Source organism: Scopulibacillus cellulosilyticus (assembly GCF_042665295.1).
Taxonomy (GTDB): domain Bacteria; phylum Bacillota; class Bacilli; order Bacillales; family Sporolactobacillaceae; genus Scopulibacillus_A; species Scopulibacillus_A cellulosilyticus.
The window spans coordinates 556,844-572,062 of the sequence record NZ_JBHTCO010000004.1 but is presented as its reverse complement, the minus strand read 5'-3'; the positions used below and the strand labels follow the sequence as shown (position 1 = coordinate 572,062).

The following is a 15,219-nucleotide window of genomic DNA, read 5'->3' as shown; positions in this document are numbered from 1 at the left end:
AGAAGCTCCCGCAATCGGGAGCTTCTTAAATTACTACTTATTTAATTAGACATTTTTCGTACAAACCCTTTTCTTTAAGGACTGAAATTAATGTCTCGCCGATAACAGATGGTGTTTCAGCAACTTTAACGCCGCATTCGTTTAATGTTTTGATTTTTTCAGCAGCTGTTCCTTTACCGCCGGAAATAATCGCGCCTGCGTGGCCCATACGTTTTCCCGGAGGCGCAGTTTGACCGCCGATAAAGCCGACGACAGGTTTCGTCATATTAGCTTTAATCCATTCAGCAGCTTCTTCTTCGGCAGTACCGCCAATTTCGCCGATCATCACAACAGCATAAGTATCCTCATCATCATTGAATGCTTTTAATACATCAATGAAGTTGGTACCATTGACCGGGTCTCCGCCGATACCCACAGCTGTAGATTGGCCGATATTGGCTTGAGAAAGTTGATGTACCGCTTCATATGTAAGCGTACCGGAGCGGGAAACTACACCAACATGACCTTTTCTATGAATATAACCAGGCATGATTCCAATTTTGCACTCTTCCGGTGTAATAACACCAGGGCAGTTTGGACCAACTAATCTTGTTTTCTTGCCTTCCATATATCGTTTTACTTTAATCATATCCATAACTGGAATATGTTCTGTGATTGCAATGACTAAATCAAGTTCTGCATCAACAGCTTCAATAATTGAATCAGCGGCAAAAGCCGGAGGAACATAGATAACCGACACATTGGCACCTGTTTTATCTACAGCTTCTTTAACCGTATTAAAAACAGGGATGCCTTCTACTTCTGTCCCGCCTTTGCCAGGTGTGACACCGCCTACAATTTTAGTTCCGTATTCAACGGCCTGCTTTGTATGAAAAAGGCCAGTTGAACCTGTGATGCCTTGTACGATAACCTTTGTATCTTGATTAATAAAGATACTCATCCCGAGTTTCCCACCTTTCTATTTTACTAATGAAACGATTTTTTCAGCGCCATCAGCCATTGATTCCGCTGCAGTAATATTCAAACCGGAATCTTCTAAGATTTGTTTTCCTAATTCTACATTTGTACCTTCAAGTCTAACGACAAGCGGTAAATTAAGTCCGACTTGTTTGGATGCTTCAACAACACCATTGGCGATAACATCGCATTTCATGATGCCGCCGAAAATGTTAACAAAAATACCTTTAACATTTTTATCTGAAAGGATAATTTTAAATGCTTCAGTAACCTTTTCAGTTGTTGCACCGCCGCCAACGTCAAGGAAGTTAGCCGGATCGCCGCCGTAATGCTTGATAATATCCATTGTAGACATAGCAAGTCCGGCACCGTTAACCATACAGCCGATGTTTCCGTCTAAAGCAATATAGCTTAAGTCATATTTTGATGCTTCAATTTCTTTTTCATCTTCTTCTGATAGATCACGAAGTTCCATAATGTCTTTGTGACGATAAAGCGCGTTATCATCAAAATTCAATTTGGCATCAAGGGCCATGACTTGACCGTCGCCGGTCGTGACTAATGGATTAATTTCTGCTACTGAGCAATCTTTTTCGACAAAAACTTGATATAGCCCTGTCATAAATTTAGCAGCTTTATTGATAAGCTCTTTAGGAATATTAATATTAAAAGCTAATCTTCTAGCTTGGAATGGCATAAGGCCTATTGCAGGGTCGATCGTTTCTTTGAAGATCTTTTCCGGCGTCTTAGCAGCGACTTCTTCAATTTCAGTTCCGCCTTCTTCAGATCCCATTAAAACGATGCGAGATGTAGCACGATCTAAAACAAGTCCTACATAAAATTCTTTCTTGATATCGCTTCCTTCTTCGATAAGTAAGCGCTTAATTTCTTTACCTTCCGGCCCTGTTTGATGTGTAACAAGTGTTTTTCCCAATAATTCTTCAGCGTATGTACGCACTTCATCAAGTGATTTAGCGAGTTTAACACCGCCTGCTTTACCGCGGCCGCCAGCGTGGATTTGTGCTTTGACAACCTTAACATCAGAATTTAGGTTCTTGGCTGCTTCAACAGCTTCTTCAGGCGTAAAAGCAACTTGACCATTTGGTACAGCTACGCCATAACTTCTCAAGAGTTCTTTACCTTGATACTCATGGATATTCAATTTATAGAACCTCCTATCATTGTTGTGATCACTGCCTTTATCATTGTATATAAAAACATCTTCATTTGTCCACCATTTTAGACATTTCCGATGATATTAAGACAATTCGTAAAAAAACTTGTCGAATAGCATGATTTGCAGGACTGCTTGTCTATTTAATAAGCTAATCTGTTCCGTTTGGTAATAAGTACCATGACCTATCAACATGGAAAAGCATCTTTGCAGCTTTGCGACGAGAAATAGCAATACTTCTGCGTGTAATCTTCGGCGCAGGAGCACATATACTTTCTAAATGACGTTCTAACGCCTTAGGGCTTGCCAATCGGCAAGTTTTCTTTAATGACACTGTATTAACTATTGATGTTTTTTAATTGAACCGGAGCAAACGACCGCCGGTGTTCAGGGCACGGGCCTAATTCTTCTAAAGCGGCTAAATGGTTTTTTGTCCCATAACCGGCATGGCTGGCAAAGTCATAACCCGGATAGATGCCATCAAGTTCAGTCATCATACGGTCGCGCTCTTCTTTTGCAATGATTGATGCTGCCGCTATAGAAATGCTTTTTGCATCACCTTTGACAATAGATGTTTGCGGTATGTTAATTGGTAGAGTCATAGCGTCTATAAGCAAATGTTCCGGGACAACGCTGAGTGCATCAACAGCTTTTTCCATCGCCTTTTTTGCAGCTTGATAGATATTAATTTTATCAATTTCACAAGCGCTGACTATACCTACACCGACGGAAACAGCCTGGTCATAAATCATTGTTACAAATTGCTGCCGCTGTTTCTTTGACAATTGTTTTGAATCGTTAATGCCGTATAACGTTGCCTCCGGCTTTAAAATGACCGCTGCAGCAACAACCGGTCCCGCTAAAGGCCCCCTGCCGGCTTCATCTATACCTGCAATATGGTATTTTCCTTGTGCAAATAGTTGATGCTCAAATTGCGTCATTTTTTTATAATGCTCTATCATTTGTCTCTTTTTTAATTGACGCTGATCCCAGCGTTTGAGCAGATTTTGTACGCCTTTTCTTTCATCTTGCTCAAGTGCCCGGCGTTCTTCATCATCAAGATTTTCTATTTGTGAAAGCTTTTGTTCAAGCTTCTTGATAGATATTCTTTCCACTTATGTATTCACCTTTCAATGTAAGATCTAAATTCATACTGCTTTAAACATTTTACCAGACATTTAGATACTGCGCTTGTCATAATATAGAAAACTTGCCGATTGGCCTGAAAGCTGCCAATTTATACTTTCCCAACGTATAAAAAAACACGCCCTTAGCGTGTTTCTTCCGGTGTTTCCAATGTTATCTGTCCAATTTTCTGTGTACGGAATTCCCGTATAAGTAATTCAGATGTTCTATCATAATCAATGTTGCCGCCGCCGATGACACAGCCGCGTTTCTTTCCAATTGCATCAAAAAGTTCAACGATTTCTTCATTAGTCGGTTCCCCGTCCACTTGCGGAATATCAGTGAGTCCATATCTGTCTTTTAAAGCATTGGGGTACTTTGCCATCAAAACCTTTAACAGATAAACTGCAATATCTTGAAAGTCGATAAGCTCATCCTTAATTGCTCCAGTAGCCGCCAGTTTTAAACCTACTTCAGGATCTTCAAACTTCGGCCATAATATCCCGGGAGTATCCAATAATTCCATAGTTTTGCCAACTTTTATCCATTGCTGGCCTTTCGTTACACCCGGACGATCACCTATTTTAGCTATTTTTCTTTTAGCCAACCGATTAATCAAGGTTGATTTCCCAACATTTGGAATTCCAATAATCAGTGCCCGGTCTGCTCTGGCCCGGAATCCCTTACTCTCTAATTTTTCTCTTTTTGCAGCTGTCAGATCATGAACCCAATCAGGTATACTTGCTGTGCCTTTACCGCTTTGCGCATTAACAGCATGGGCTGAGTAGCCTTTTTCTTTAAAATAATGAATCCAATCATCTGTTAAATTGTGATCCGCCATATCGGCTTTATTTAATATAAGTAAACGGGGCTTATTTGCAGCTATTTCATCAATTAACGGATTTCTTGAGGATAGAGGGATTCTGGCATCAACTAATTCTATAACAACGTCTATTAGCTTAATTTTTTCAATCATTTGACGCTTAGCTTTCGCCATATGTCCTGGATACCATTGTATTGCCATAAAAATTCACCTACTTTGCTATTCGAAAATCAGATAAAGGCCAAAAGGTCAATTCCGCTTTTCCGACAATTTTATTTATAGGTATGGGGCCAATAATCCGGCTGTCGCGGCTGTTATGACGATTATCACCTAAAACGAATACTGTCCCTTTAGGCACCTTTACAGTAAAATCATAGGTTAACGGCCCTTCAGTTACCTTTTTCAGCGGCCGCAAATAAGGCTCGTCCATTTTTTTGCCATTAACAAATAAATTATCATTTTTACATTGAATGATGTCACCGGGGAGCCCAATTACCCGTTTGATATAATCGGATTTCTCAGTTGCGTGAAAAACAATAATATCAAATCGATGCGGTTTCCATATTTTATAACTTATTTTACTTATTATCATATGATCACGATTATGAAGCGTCGGCATCATAGAATGACCTTCAACAACAACATGGGCAAATAGAAAATATCTAACCAAAAAGGCTAATATTACTGCAACTAAAACAGGGGATAAGACACCCCAATATTTTTTACGTTTTCCTAACATAATGCCCTGTTCTCCCCCGATTAAACGAAACAACTTTTAATAGTGTAAAAAAGGAGCTTGAATATACAAGCTCCTTTTCCACAATTATCGACTTTTAATACGAGCCGCTTTACCGCGAAGATTACGCAGGTAGTAAAGTTTCGCACGACGTACTTTACCTCGGCGTATCACTTCGATCTTATCGATCTTTGGTGAATGAACCGGGAAAGCTCTTTCTACGCCAACACCATAAGAAATCTTACGTACAGTAAATGTTTCGCTTATACCGCCGCCGCGGCGTTTGATAACCACACCTTCAAAGACCTGGATACGTTCACGTTGTCCTTCAACAACTTTAACGTGTACTTTAACTGTATCACCAGGACGAAATTCAGGAAGATCTGATTTCAATTGTTCTTTTGTAATTTCAGCTAAAATGTTTTGCATAAATGCCCCTCCTTCCGTACAAATGCTCTTGCGATTCCAAAAAGGATTTAAATAAAAACCATAACCGCAGCGGAACATCGTATTGACTGGCATTTGCCACGAAATTTATCATAGCATATCCTATACCATCATGCAAGAAACCTTTTATACATTTTCTTCATTTTTTATTTCTTTAAGCCATTCTTTTTCCTTATCAGATAAGACGCGGCTTTCCAATAAATCAGGACGCCTGAGTAATGTTCGTCTTAATGACTCTTTATGCCGCCATTCCTCAATAAGTTTATGGTTTCCAGATAATAAGACATCAGGAACCTTCATTCCCCGAAAGTCTGCAGGCCTTGTATATTGAGGATGCTCCAACAGCCCGTTGGAAAAGGAATCGGTATCAGCCGATACTTCATTGCCTAATACGCCCGGCAACAATCTGACAACACTATCTATCACAACCATAGAGGCAAGTTCACCGCCGGTCAGTACATAATCGCCAATTGAAATTTCATCAGTGACAATCGATTCCCTGATTCGCTCGTCAAACCCTTCATAATGACCGCAAAGGAAAATAAGGTGTTCCTCTTTGGCTAAATCTTCAGCGTAATTCTGGTTGTAAGGCGTCCCTTGCGGCGTCATCATAATTACTCTAGGCTTTGCCTCTGAAGTTTTTTGAACCGCCTCTACCGCATCAAAAATCGGCTGAGGCATTAAGAGCATACCGGCGCCTCCGCCATATGTATAATCATCAACACGCTGATGTTTGTTATCTGCATAATCACGGAAATTGGTAATATGGCAGGAAAACGCCTCGCTTTCTGCCGCTTTCTTTAAAATCGATTGCTCTAACACGCCTGTGTACATATCGGGAAATAGACTTAAAACATCAATCCTCATCATCAATCAACCCGCTGATAAGATGTACAGTCACCTTTTTATTTTCAACATCAACAGCCTTGACAACATCTTCAATATATGGCAATAAAATATCCTTGCCGTTTGTCTTGACTACCCATACGTCATTAGCACCCGGAGATAAAATTTCTTTAATTACACCAAGATGTTTATCCTTATCGGTAACAACATCACAGCCAATGATTTCATGGTAATAAAAAGCGTTTGCCTCCAATGGCGCAAGCTGGTCTTTGGAAACATAGAGATGACTGCCCTTTAATGGTTCAACATCATTTATATTATCCAGCTCTTCAAATTTCAAAAGGTCAAATTGTTTATGTTTGCGATGTCCTTCGACGATAACCGGTTCATGCTCCGCTCCTTTAAACCTGCTGATATAAAGGGTTTCCCCTGGTGCAAACCGTTCCTCAGGGAAGTCTGTATCACTTATGACACGTACCTCTCCCCTAATGCCATGAGTATTAACAATTTTACCAACGTAAAACCAGTCTGCCATGTCCCCATTCCTTTCCTTAAGAAATGTAAAAAAGAGGGGGCAAAATGCTCCCCCTCCCCTTATTCTTGAATCGTAAGCTGAATTTCTTGTTGATGAGCCCGTCCTGCAGCGTGGACAATGGTTCGTATCGCGCCTGCAATACGCCCCTTCTTGCCAATCACTTTTCCCATATCTTTCTTATTTACCGATAGAATATATGTGAAACCCCGCTCATTTTCTTCTTGGGTGACTTTAATATCCTCTGGAAAATCAACTAATGGTTCGACGATCGTTCTAATTAGCTCATCCATCATATTCACCTGTATCAAGCCTTATTTTTGTGTTTTAGATTGATGAAATTTCTCCATCAAACCTTGTTTAGAGAATAAGTTGCGTACTGTGTCAGAAGGCTGTGCACCTTTTTGCAGCCAGTCGAGCGCCTTGTCTTCGTTGATTTTAACTTCAGCCGGCTCAGCTACAGGATTGTAAGTGCCGATTTCTTCAATGAAACGTCCGTCACGAGGAGAACGGGAATCTGCTACAACTACACGATAAAAAGGACGTTTTTTTGCTCCCATACGTTTTAAACGAATTTTTACTGCCATATTAAACACCTTCCTGATATTATTATTATAAAGAATCTATGATAAGAGTCATCAATATTGATGACGCCTGATCACATAAATGGTAAGTTAAAAGGATTTTTCTTTTTCTTTCCTTTGGTCATGCCCATCATTTGCTTCATCATTTTCTTCATGTCTTTAAATTGCTTTAACAGCCGGTTAACTTCTTGAATTGACGTCCCGCTTCCGTTAGCAATCCGCTTTTTGCGGCTGGCATTGATGATATCCGGATCCGTCTTTTCAGCCGGAGTCATTGAACGGATAATCGCCTCAATATGCCCGATTTGTTTATCATCGATTTTAAGGTTTTTCATGCCTTTGATCTTATTAGCACCGGGCATCATCCCGAGTATCTCATCGAGAGGACCCATATTGCGGACTTGAGAAAGCTGTTCAAGAAAATCGTCAAATGTAAAACTCATTGTCCGCATTTTCTTTTCCATTTCTTTTGCTTTCTCTTCATCAACCGTAGCCTGCGCTTTTTCAATAAGCGTTAACACATCACCCATGCCAAGAATCCGGGAAGCCATACGTTCCGGATGAAAAGGTTCGAGGGCATCGAGTTTTTCGCCCATACCGACGAACTTAATCGGCGTTCCGGTAACAGCCTTAACTGATAAAGCCGCACCGCCGCGGGTATCACCATCAAGTTTTGTCATGACAACACCGGTTAAACCAAGTCTTTCATTAAAACTCTCAGCAACATTAACAGCGTCTTGGCCTGTCATAGCATCGACGACAAGGATGATCTCATCAGGCTGGGTCGCTTCTTTGATATTTTCCAGCTCTTCCATCAGCGCATCGTCTACATGCAGCCGGCCGGCTGTATCGATAAAAACAATGTCATTATGATCTTCTTTCGCTTTTGCCACCGCTTGTTTGGCAATCTCGACCGGGCTCTCTTTGTCACCCATGGCAAACACCGGCATATCGAGTTGACTGCCAAGAGTTTGCAATTGTTTAATTGCCGCCGGTCGGTAAATATCACAAGCTGCGAGTAACGGTTTCTTATTTTGCTGCTTACGGATATAATTTGCGAGTTTACCGGTTGTGGTTGTTTTACCCGCACCTTGGAGACCGACAAGCATGACGACCGTTGGGGGCTTGTTAGACATATGAAGCTTGCTTTGTTCCCCGCCCATGAGCGTTGTAAGCTCTTCTTGGACAACTTTAATGACCTGTTGTCCGGGTGTCAGGCTTTTAAGCACCTCTTGTCCGACAGCACGCTCCTTAATCCGATTAATAAAATCCTTAACCACCTTAAAGTTTACGTCCGCTTCAAGCAAAGCAAGGCGAACCTCGCGTGTCATCTGCTTAACATCTGCTTCTGACACTTTACCTTTGCCGCGTATTTTTTTAAAGGTTTCTTGGAGTCGGTCGGCTAAATTTTCAAATGCCATGCTGCAGCCTCCTAATCTAAATTCTCAAGCTTATATATGATATTAAGTATATCATGAGACTCTCCAAAATGTGTGCGAACAGCTGATTTTAAATCAGCTAACAGCTTGAGCCTTTCCTGATATTTTTTATAAAGCCCTAAATTTTCTTCAAAAGACTCCAGCATCGATTCAGTTCGCTTAAGATTATCATAGACAGCCTGCCTTGAGACATGAAATTCCTCTGCAATTTCTCCTAAGGAAAAATCATTCAAATAATACAAGTCCATATATTGCTGTTGTTTAGATGTGAGTAATTGTTGATAAAAGTCATATAAGGCGTTAACTCGCATTGTTTTTTCCAACATTAAAAGGACTCCTTGTAAAGGACATTCACTTTACACAATAGTTATCATACTTGCATCAGTTTAATTTGTCAAGTTTTTATCTTAACATCAATATTAATCATTATCTTTTGTTTCATCCTGCCCGCCTTCAGTTTGAAACATTTCCGAGAATAATCCGTAAACAAAAGTGTCGGAGTCAAATGGCTGAAGATCATGAATGCCCTCACCAAGTCCGACAAATTTAACAGGCAAATCGAGCTCATGACGAATGGCAAGAACAATGCCGCCCTTTGCTGTTCCGTCTAATTTCGTTAAGACAATCCCTGAGACATCAGTCGCTTCCCCAAAAATTTTTGCTTGATTCATAGCGTTCTGTCCTGTTGTTGCATCAAGGACGAGCAATACTTCATGAGGGGCTTCGGGAATCTCTCTGGAAATGACACGTTTAACCTTTTCAAGTTCCTTCATTAGATTAACTTTATTTTGTAATCTCCCGGCTGTATCGCAGATTAAAACATCAACACCCCGGGACTTTGCCGCCATAACCGCATCATAGACAACAGCAGCCGGGTCAGAACCTTCATGGTGCTTAATCACGTCGACATTGGCGCGTTGACCCCACACTTCAAGCTGCTCTATCGCACCAGCTCTGAACGTGTCGCCGGCCGCAAGCAAAACAGACTTTCCTTCTTCTTTGAATTTATAAGCCATTTTACCAATTGTTGTTGTTTTACCAACACCGTTAACACCAACAACGAGGATGACTGTTAATCCATCAGCTTGCATAGCAATTGATGTATCCTTTTCTTCTTCCGTCAGCATGCTTGACAAAACTTCTATAATAACATCCTTTAATTGTTCAGTTTCTTTAATATTGCGAGTCCGTGCTTCATCCTTAAGTTTTTCAACTAATTCAAGAACTGTGTTAACACCGACATCAGCACTAATCAATATTTCTTCAAGTTCTTCGAAAAAGTCCTCATCAACTTTTCTATACCGTTTAACAAGATTATTTACCCGGCTGGCCATTGATTCCCTTGTTTTTGCCAAACCATCTTTAAATTTATTTGTGACGGCATCTGTCTGACCGGTGATTTTACTTTTTAGTTTTTTAAAAAAGCTCATGACTTTCCCCCTCTATGTTGTCTCTATTAATTCCTTTGTTTCTTCCAAACGGACGGAAACTAATTTTGAAACGCCTGATTCCTGCATTGTAACACCGTACAGGACATCAGCCTTTTCCATTGTCCCTTTACGGTGTGTAACGACAATAAATTGTGTTTCTTGACTAAAAGTCTTTAAATAGTTGGCGTATCTGTCAACGTTAGCATCATCAAGTGCTGCTTCAACTTCATCAAGAACACAAAAGGGAACGGGACGTATTTTTAATATAGCAAACAATAAAGCAATCGCAGTTAATGCTCTTTCGCCGCCGGAAAGCAATGACAGATGCTGAAGCTTCTTCCCGGGCGGCTGCGCTAAAATATCAACGCCGCTATAAAGCAAATCTTCCGGATCTGTCAATTGCAAATCAGCTTTTCCTCCGCCAAACAATGCTTTAAAAATTATTTGGAAATGTTCGCGTACATTAATAAACGTTTCTTGAAAACGATGCCTTACCTCTTCATCCATTTCATCAATAACATTTAGTAACGTTGCTTTGGCGTTAAGAAGATCCTCCCGCTGCTCTGTTAAAAAGTTTAGTCGATTCGATACCCTTTCATACTCCTCAATCGCGCCAATATTAACCGTACCAAGCTCATCAATTGCTCTTTTTGTCAATTTCACTTGCTTTCTCGCTTCATCCGGGTCCATTTGAAGCGGAAATTTAAGCTTAGCCGTTTCAAAACTCATTTCGTATTCTTCACTTAGAGTATTTAGCAAATTGTCTAATTTTACATCCAGCTTACTAAGAGCAATTTCTTCTGATTGCAGATTTTCTATAACAGCCTGTTGTTTACGTTTTTCAATCTTTAAAGACGCTTCAGCTTGATCAAGCTTTTCGTAAAGTTCTGAACGGAGCGCCTTTCTTATTTTGAGCCATTCGGTAAGCGCCTGTTTATCTTTACGGCACTGCTCAATTTTCTCATCCATTGTTTCTTGATCAATCACCTGATGGCTCAAATGGCTGTCAAGGTTTTCAACGGCTTGTTTTGTTTCATTAAGCTCAAAAGAAATCGCCTCAAGCTGCTCGTTCATCCGTTCTGTTTTATCTCTTTGATGTTTTACGATTTGATGTTGTTCGGCTACTTTTATTTTAAGATCCGTAACCTCTGATTGAAGCTGCTCTCTTGATGTTTGCTGATGTTCTTTTTGCTTTGATAAGGATTCAATTTCCTTATTCATCTCGTCTTCTTTCAGTTGATTGTCTTTTTGTTTAATTTCGAGCTCATTAATCCGTTTTTCAATGTTATGATACTCATCTTCAAAGTCTGTTTGTTCGCGTTTCAGCACTTGCGCCCGTTCAACAACATTTTTCTCTTCCATTTCCACTTCACGCAAAGAACTTTCATGCTGCTGCTTTTCGTAGGTTAACTGCCCGATATCATCGCGGTATTTTTCGTATTTGGCTTGGCAGACTGTTAATTGCTGTTTTAATGCGGAAACATTCTTTTCAAGCTCTTCCTTTTTATCAGCCATTTCCCTAATTTGCCGGCTAAGCTGATCTATCTCCCTATTGCGGCTGAGCAAACTGGTATTTTTCTGTTTTTGACTCCCGCCGGTCATTGCTCCTCCGGGGCTGACTACATCGCCTTCAAGGGTAACAATCCGGTAACGGAAGCCTAAAAGACGGGACAGTTCGTTTGCGCCTTTTAAATGTTTGGCAATAATGATATGCCCTAAAAGGTGGTTGACAATATTTTCATAGACAGGTTGACAATGTACAAGAGATCCGGCTATTCCAACAAAAGCCTCATTTGATCTGATGCTTTCCAGATCTGACGTTGCTACCCGTCTTGGCTTGACAACTGACATTGGCAAAAAAGTTGCCCTGCCTGCCCGTTGCTGTTTTAAATATTGAATAGCTTTACGGGCACTGGATTCTTCCTCAACAACGACATGCTGCATCGTGCTCCCTAAAGCTGTTTCTATAGCTGTTTCATAATTTTTATCAACTTTTATAATTTCTGCAACAGCCCCGTGAATACCGGGAAGTCCATTATCTTTAGCCTTTAATATTTTTTTCACCCCGTGAAAAAATCCCTCATACTCATGACTCATCGCTTCCAACATGTCTTTCCTTGATGAAGCTTGCTGAATATAGTGGGTTATTTTCTGTAAGGCTTGATGCTGTTTATCATAGCTTTCTTGATCATTTGTCAATTGACTTCTCAGCTGATTGAACTCAGACTGTTTCTTCTCAAGTTCATGATTATCCGATTGAAGTAAAGCCTTCAAGCTTTTTTTCCGTTCCTTAACATCCGATGAAACTTGTTTGACATCCAATGTTTGTTTTTCAAGACGCTCTTTCTTTTTAAGAATTTGCTCCTTTTGTTCGGTTAAATAACGGATTTCATTTCGAACAGTTGCCTGGTCATTGAGGACATCAATATAAGCTGATTTTAATTGATCAATAACGTCATCAAGATCCTGATTATAATAATCATATTGCTTGGATTTTTCCTTAAGCTGTTTTTGAAGCGCCTGCCATTTCTCTTCTTCTTCATGAAGATTTTTTTGCTCGGCTTCCAAGGTCTTGACGCCTTCTATTTGTCTCTTTTCAAGTTGATCTATCCTGTCTTGAAGCTGTTCAGCATTATCTTTAGCATGCCTTTTCCTTTCTTCAAGAACTTTCTTCTGACCTTCAAACTTTTCCAGTGTTTCACTGGAAAGCAGCAGGGCCTCTTGCAGCTCCTCTATAGATTCATCCAATGCTTTTAAATAGTCTTGTTGTTTTTTATACAACCGTTCTTTCTTTTTAATTGTTTTAGACCAGTCATTTTTCTCACTTGCCAAGACTTCAATCTCTTTTGTTTTTTCTTCCCACATTTGATGCGTTTGTTCAATGTCATAGGCAAGCAAACTGACTTCTACATGTTTGAGCTGTTCTTTTTTTTCCAGGTAATCTTTTGCAATCGAAGCCTGTTCCTCCAGCGGACCTGCTTGATCCTGCAATTCATGGAGGATATCTTCAACACGATGGAGATGGTCTTGAGATTCATTTAATTTTTTCTCAGCAGCATGCTTTCTGGATTTATATTTTAATACTCCTGCTGCTTCCTCAAAGATCTTCCTTTTCTCTTCCGCTTTACTGTTTAAAATATTATCGATTTTCCCTTGGCTGATAATAGAATAAGCTTCGCGGCCGACACCTGAATCCATAAACAATTCAACAATATCCTTAAGACGGCAGACTTGTCCATTTATTAAAAACTCGCTGTCTCCCGATCGATAAACGCGGCGTGTCACACTGATTTCACTAAAATCGTAGGCTAAGTATTGATCACTATTATCAAGAGTGAGTGATACTTCTGCCATATTTAAAGGTTTTTTTGAATCGCTGCCTGCAAATATGATATCTTCCATTTTGGAACCCCGAAGCGAACGGGCAGATTGCTCACCAAGTACCCATTTAATCGCATCGGTAATATTACTTTTACCACTGCCATTCGGTCCGACAACCGCCGTGACACCTGTGACAAAATCAATGGTAGCCTTTTTGGCAAAAGACTTGAAGCCCATGACTTCTAATTGTTTGAGGAACATAAAAAATCCTCCCTAATTGTACATCCTTTAATTCTATTAACTTATATATTTTATCATAGGGTCATTAAAGTTTCCCGCGGATATTTCCGAAAACCTGTCTATTTGGTACAATAATATTTAAAGCGCGTGACAATGATTATATTTCGGGAGGATACAATGGATTTATCTGTAAAAAATAACGAGAATATCGAATTTATGCTAGATGTCATTAAAAAGAAATTGCAATTAGTGAATCAGGACGTTTTAAGACCTGATGCCTTCTCAACTGAAAACTATGAAGAGCTTTATGATATTTATCAACTGGTTAATAAGCAATCATCCTTTAGCGTGGGCCAAATGGAAGGCATATTGGATGAGTTAAGAAGTATAAGAAAATAAGAAAGCGGAAAGGCTTGCCGAATGGCAAGCCTTTTATTTTAATCCTTCCAACGCTTGCTGAGCCGCATGTTGTTCGGATTCTTTTTTAGAACGTCCGGTTCCTTTGCCAATAACTTCTCCGTTTAGAAGAACGTTAGATATAAACTCACGGTGATGTGCCGGACCGCTTTCAGAAAGCACTTCATATTGAAGCGACCCGAGATTTTTTCTTTGGACCGTTTCTTGTAATTGACTTTTAAAATCCATCACATGGGAAAAAGCACCATCTTTGATTTTTGGATAAACGACTTTTTCTAAAAAACCGTTAACGATATCTAAACCTTGGTCTAAATATAAAGCGCCGATAAATGCCTCAAAAACGTCGGCTAAGAGTGCCGGGCGCTCCCTTCCGCCAGTCGCTTCTTCGCCCCGGCCAAGAAAAATCATTTGACCGAAAGAAAGCTCGGAGGCAAATTGAACGAGTGACGGCTCGCAAACAACTGCCGCGCGCAGTTTTGTCATATCTCCTTCACTCATTAACGGATAATTTTTGTAAAGGTATTGTGAGGTTAAAAGTTCAAGTACCGCATCACCTAAAAATTCTAACCGTTCATTATCCTCGGATACTTGCTGACGATGCTCATTCACATAAGATGAATGGGTAAATGCCTTTTTTAGCAATGATTCATTTGAAAAATCTAACGATGCTTTATTTAAAAAATTACGCAGCTTCCTGAGCTTGTCCTGCTCATATTGGCGCATTCTGCTGTCTTTGGACATCGCTTGTACCTCCCTGTCACAATAAAGAAACTTTGCTGCCGCCAAACTGATATGTATAGGTGCCAGTTTGGATGAACTGTTACCTCTCCCTTTATCACATTTAACAGCCAAATAATAATAAGGATAAAGCCCCGTTCAAAACGGGACTTTATACATAAATTATTGATGGCTTTTTATGTAGTCAATTACATCGCCAACAGTTGCAATTTTTTCAGCATCTTCATCAGAAATCTCTATTTCAAACTCATCTTCAAGTTCCATTACTAACTCCACAACGTCAAGGGAGTCTGCATCAAGATCTTCTTTAAAAGAGGCTTCCGGTTTAACAGCCGCTTCATCAACGTCAAGGCGTTCAGCGACGATTTTTTGGATACGCGCTAAAATATCATCTGCCATATCTTTCACCT

The 15,219-nt window shown here is 40.1% G+C and carries 17 protein-coding genes; 1 reads left to right on the top strand and 16 read right to left on the bottom strand.

Annotated features, from left to right (window positions below; translation table 11 throughout):
* Positions 1–37 precede the first annotated feature (37 nt).
* The 14 genes from sucD to smc all read right to left on the bottom strand — a co-directional run bounded on the left by sucD (position 38) and on the right by smc (position 13,675).
* Positions 38–940: a succinate--CoA ligase subunit alpha gene (gene sucD / locus ACFQRG_RS06015; RefSeq protein ID WP_380964731.1), complete on the bottom strand. Its 903-nt coding sequence runs from the start codon at positions 938–940 to the stop codon at positions 38–40.
* A gap of 18 nt (positions 941–958) precedes the next feature.
* Positions 959–2,119 (bottom strand): ADP-forming succinate--CoA ligase subunit beta, encoded by a 1,161-nt coding sequence (gene sucC, locus ACFQRG_RS06010; protein ID WP_380964729.1) that lies wholly within the window; start codon positions 2,117–2,119, stop codon positions 959–961.
* 350 nt (positions 2,120–2,469) lie between these two features.
* Positions 2,470–3,237, bottom strand: a complete 768-nt coding sequence (locus tag ACFQRG_RS06005; RefSeq protein WP_380964996.1) for a ribonuclease HII — start codon at positions 3,235–3,237, stop codon at positions 2,470–2,472.
* A gap of 164 nt (positions 3,238–3,401) precedes the next feature.
* Positions 3,402–4,280, bottom strand: coding sequence for a ribosome biogenesis GTPase YlqF (gene ylqF, locus ACFQRG_RS06000; RefSeq protein ID WP_380964727.1), 879 nt, complete (start codon positions 4,278–4,280; stop codon positions 3,402–3,404).
* 10 nt (positions 4,281–4,290) lie between these two features.
* Positions 4,291–4,818, bottom strand: a complete 528-nt coding sequence (lepB, locus tag ACFQRG_RS05995) for a signal peptidase I (protein WP_380964725.1) — start codon at positions 4,816–4,818, stop codon at positions 4,291–4,293.
* Between the two features lie 84 nt (positions 4,819–4,902).
* The gene (rplS, locus tag ACFQRG_RS05990) at positions 4,903–5,244 is read right to left on the bottom strand and encodes a 50S ribosomal protein L19 (protein WP_380964994.1); all 342 of its coding nucleotides are present in this window, start codon (positions 5,242–5,244) and stop codon (positions 4,903–4,905) included.
* Positions 5,245–5,388: 144 nt separating this feature from the next.
* Positions 5,389–6,129, bottom strand: coding sequence for a tRNA (guanosine(37)-N1)-methyltransferase TrmD (gene trmD / locus ACFQRG_RS05985; RefSeq protein ID WP_380964992.1), 741 nt, complete (start codon positions 6,127–6,129; stop codon positions 5,389–5,391).
* Complete coding sequence (rimM, locus tag ACFQRG_RS05980) at positions 6,119–6,643, bottom strand: ribosome maturation factor RimM (RefSeq protein WP_380964723.1); 525 nt, start codon at positions 6,641–6,643, stop codon at positions 6,119–6,121. The genes trmD and rimM overlap by 11 nt, the downstream gene beginning before the upstream one ends.
* 59 nt (positions 6,644–6,702) lie before the next feature.
* Positions 6,703–6,933 (bottom strand): KH domain-containing protein, encoded by a 231-nt coding sequence (locus ACFQRG_RS05975; RefSeq protein WP_380964990.1) that lies wholly within the window; start codon positions 6,931–6,933, stop codon positions 6,703–6,705.
* 21 nt (positions 6,934–6,954) lie between these two features.
* On the bottom strand, positions 6,955–7,227 hold the full coding sequence (rpsP, locus tag ACFQRG_RS05970) for a 30S ribosomal protein S16 (RefSeq protein ID WP_380964721.1): 273 nt from the start codon (positions 7,225–7,227) through the stop codon (positions 6,955–6,957).
* Positions 7,228–7,298: 71 nt separating this feature from the next.
* Positions 7,299–8,645 carry a signal recognition particle protein gene (gene ffh / locus ACFQRG_RS05965; protein WP_380964715.1) on the bottom strand — a complete coding sequence of 449 codons (1,347 nt, stop codon included), beginning with the start codon at positions 8,643–8,645 and terminating at the stop codon, positions 7,299–7,301.
* Between the two features lie 11 nt (positions 8,646–8,656).
* Positions 8,657–8,989: a putative DNA-binding protein gene (locus tag ACFQRG_RS05960; protein ID WP_380964713.1), complete on the bottom strand. Its 333-nt coding sequence runs from the start codon at positions 8,987–8,989 to the stop codon at positions 8,657–8,659.
* Between the two features lie 93 nt (positions 8,990–9,082).
* Positions 9,083–10,093: a signal recognition particle-docking protein FtsY gene (gene ftsY / locus ACFQRG_RS05955; RefSeq protein WP_380964711.1), complete on the bottom strand. Its 1,011-nt coding sequence runs from the start codon at positions 10,091–10,093 to the stop codon at positions 9,083–9,085.
* Between the two features lie 12 nt (positions 10,094–10,105).
* Positions 10,106–13,675 carry a chromosome segregation protein SMC gene (gene smc / locus ACFQRG_RS05950; protein ID WP_380964709.1) on the bottom strand — a complete coding sequence of 1,190 codons (3,570 nt, stop codon included), beginning with the start codon at positions 13,673–13,675 and terminating at the stop codon, positions 10,106–10,108.
* 156 nt (positions 13,676–13,831) lie between these two features.
* Here smc and ACFQRG_RS05945 point away from each other — a divergent pair, with 156 nt between their 5' ends.
* A complete protein-coding gene (locus ACFQRG_RS05945; protein ID WP_380964707.1) occupies positions 13,832–14,053 on the top strand; it encodes a DUF1128 domain-containing protein in 222 nt (73 codons plus the stop codon).
* Positions 14,054–14,086: 33 nt separating this feature from the next.
* Here ACFQRG_RS05945 and rnc read toward each other — a convergent pair whose 3' ends face one another.
* Positions 14,087–14,812 carry a ribonuclease III gene (gene rnc, locus ACFQRG_RS05940; RefSeq protein WP_380964705.1) on the bottom strand — a complete coding sequence of 242 codons (726 nt, stop codon included), beginning with the start codon at positions 14,810–14,812 and terminating at the stop codon, positions 14,087–14,089.
* Positions 14,813–14,971: 159 nt separating this feature from the next.
* Positions 14,972–15,208, bottom strand: coding sequence for an acyl carrier protein (gene acpP / locus ACFQRG_RS05935; protein ID WP_380964703.1), 237 nt, complete (start codon positions 15,206–15,208; stop codon positions 14,972–14,974).
* Positions 15,209–15,219: the final 11 nt, after the last annotated feature.

Coding starts and splice junctions, on each gene's coding strand:
- ACFQRG_RS05945 (WP_380964707.1), top strand. CDS start 13,832: ATGGATTTATCTGTAAAAAATAACGAGAATATCGAATTTATGCTAGAT.
- ylqF (WP_380964727.1), bottom strand. CDS start 4,280: ATGGCAATACAATGGTATCCAGGACATATGGCGAAAGCTAAGCGTCAA.
- ACFQRG_RS05960 (WP_380964713.1), bottom strand. CDS start 8,989: ATGTTGGAAAAAACAATGCGAGTTAACGCCTTATATGACTTTTATCAA.
- rpsP (WP_380964721.1), bottom strand. CDS start 7,227: ATGGCAGTAAAAATTCGTTTAAAACGTATGGGAGCAAAAAAACGTCCT.
- rimM (WP_380964723.1), bottom strand. CDS start 6,643: ATGGCAGACTGGTTTTACGTTGGTAAAATTGTTAATACTCATGGCATT.
- ftsY (WP_380964711.1), bottom strand. CDS start 10,093: ATGAGCTTTTTTAAAAAACTAAAAAGTAAAATCACCGGTCAGACAGAT.
- ffh (WP_380964715.1), bottom strand. CDS start 8,645: ATGGCATTTGAAAATTTAGCCGACCGACTCCAAGAAACCTTTAAAAAA.
- ACFQRG_RS05975 (WP_380964990.1), bottom strand. CDS start 6,933: ATGGATGAGCTAATTAGAACGATCGTCGAACCATTAGTTGATTTTCCA.
- rplS (WP_380964994.1), bottom strand. CDS start 5,244: ATGCAAAACATTTTAGCTGAAATTACAAAAGAACAATTGAAATCAGAT.
- lepB (WP_380964725.1), bottom strand. CDS start 4,818: ATGTTAGGAAAACGTAAAAAATATTGGGGTGTCTTATCCCCTGTTTTA.
- smc (WP_380964709.1), bottom strand. CDS start 13,675: ATGTTCCTCAAACAATTAGAAGTCATGGGCTTCAAGTCTTTTGCCAAA.
- acpP (WP_380964703.1), bottom strand. CDS start 15,208: ATGGCAGATGATATTTTAGCGCGTATCCAAAAAATCGTCGCTGAACGC.
- rnc (WP_380964705.1), bottom strand. CDS start 14,812: ATGTCCAAAGACAGCAGAATGCGCCAATATGAGCAGGACAAGCTCAGG.
- trmD (WP_380964992.1), bottom strand. CDS start 6,129: ATGAGGATTGATGTTTTAAGTCTATTTCCCGATATGTACACAGGCGTG.
- sucD (WP_380964731.1), bottom strand. CDS start 940: ATGAGTATCTTTATTAATCAAGATACAAAGGTTATCGTACAAGGCATC.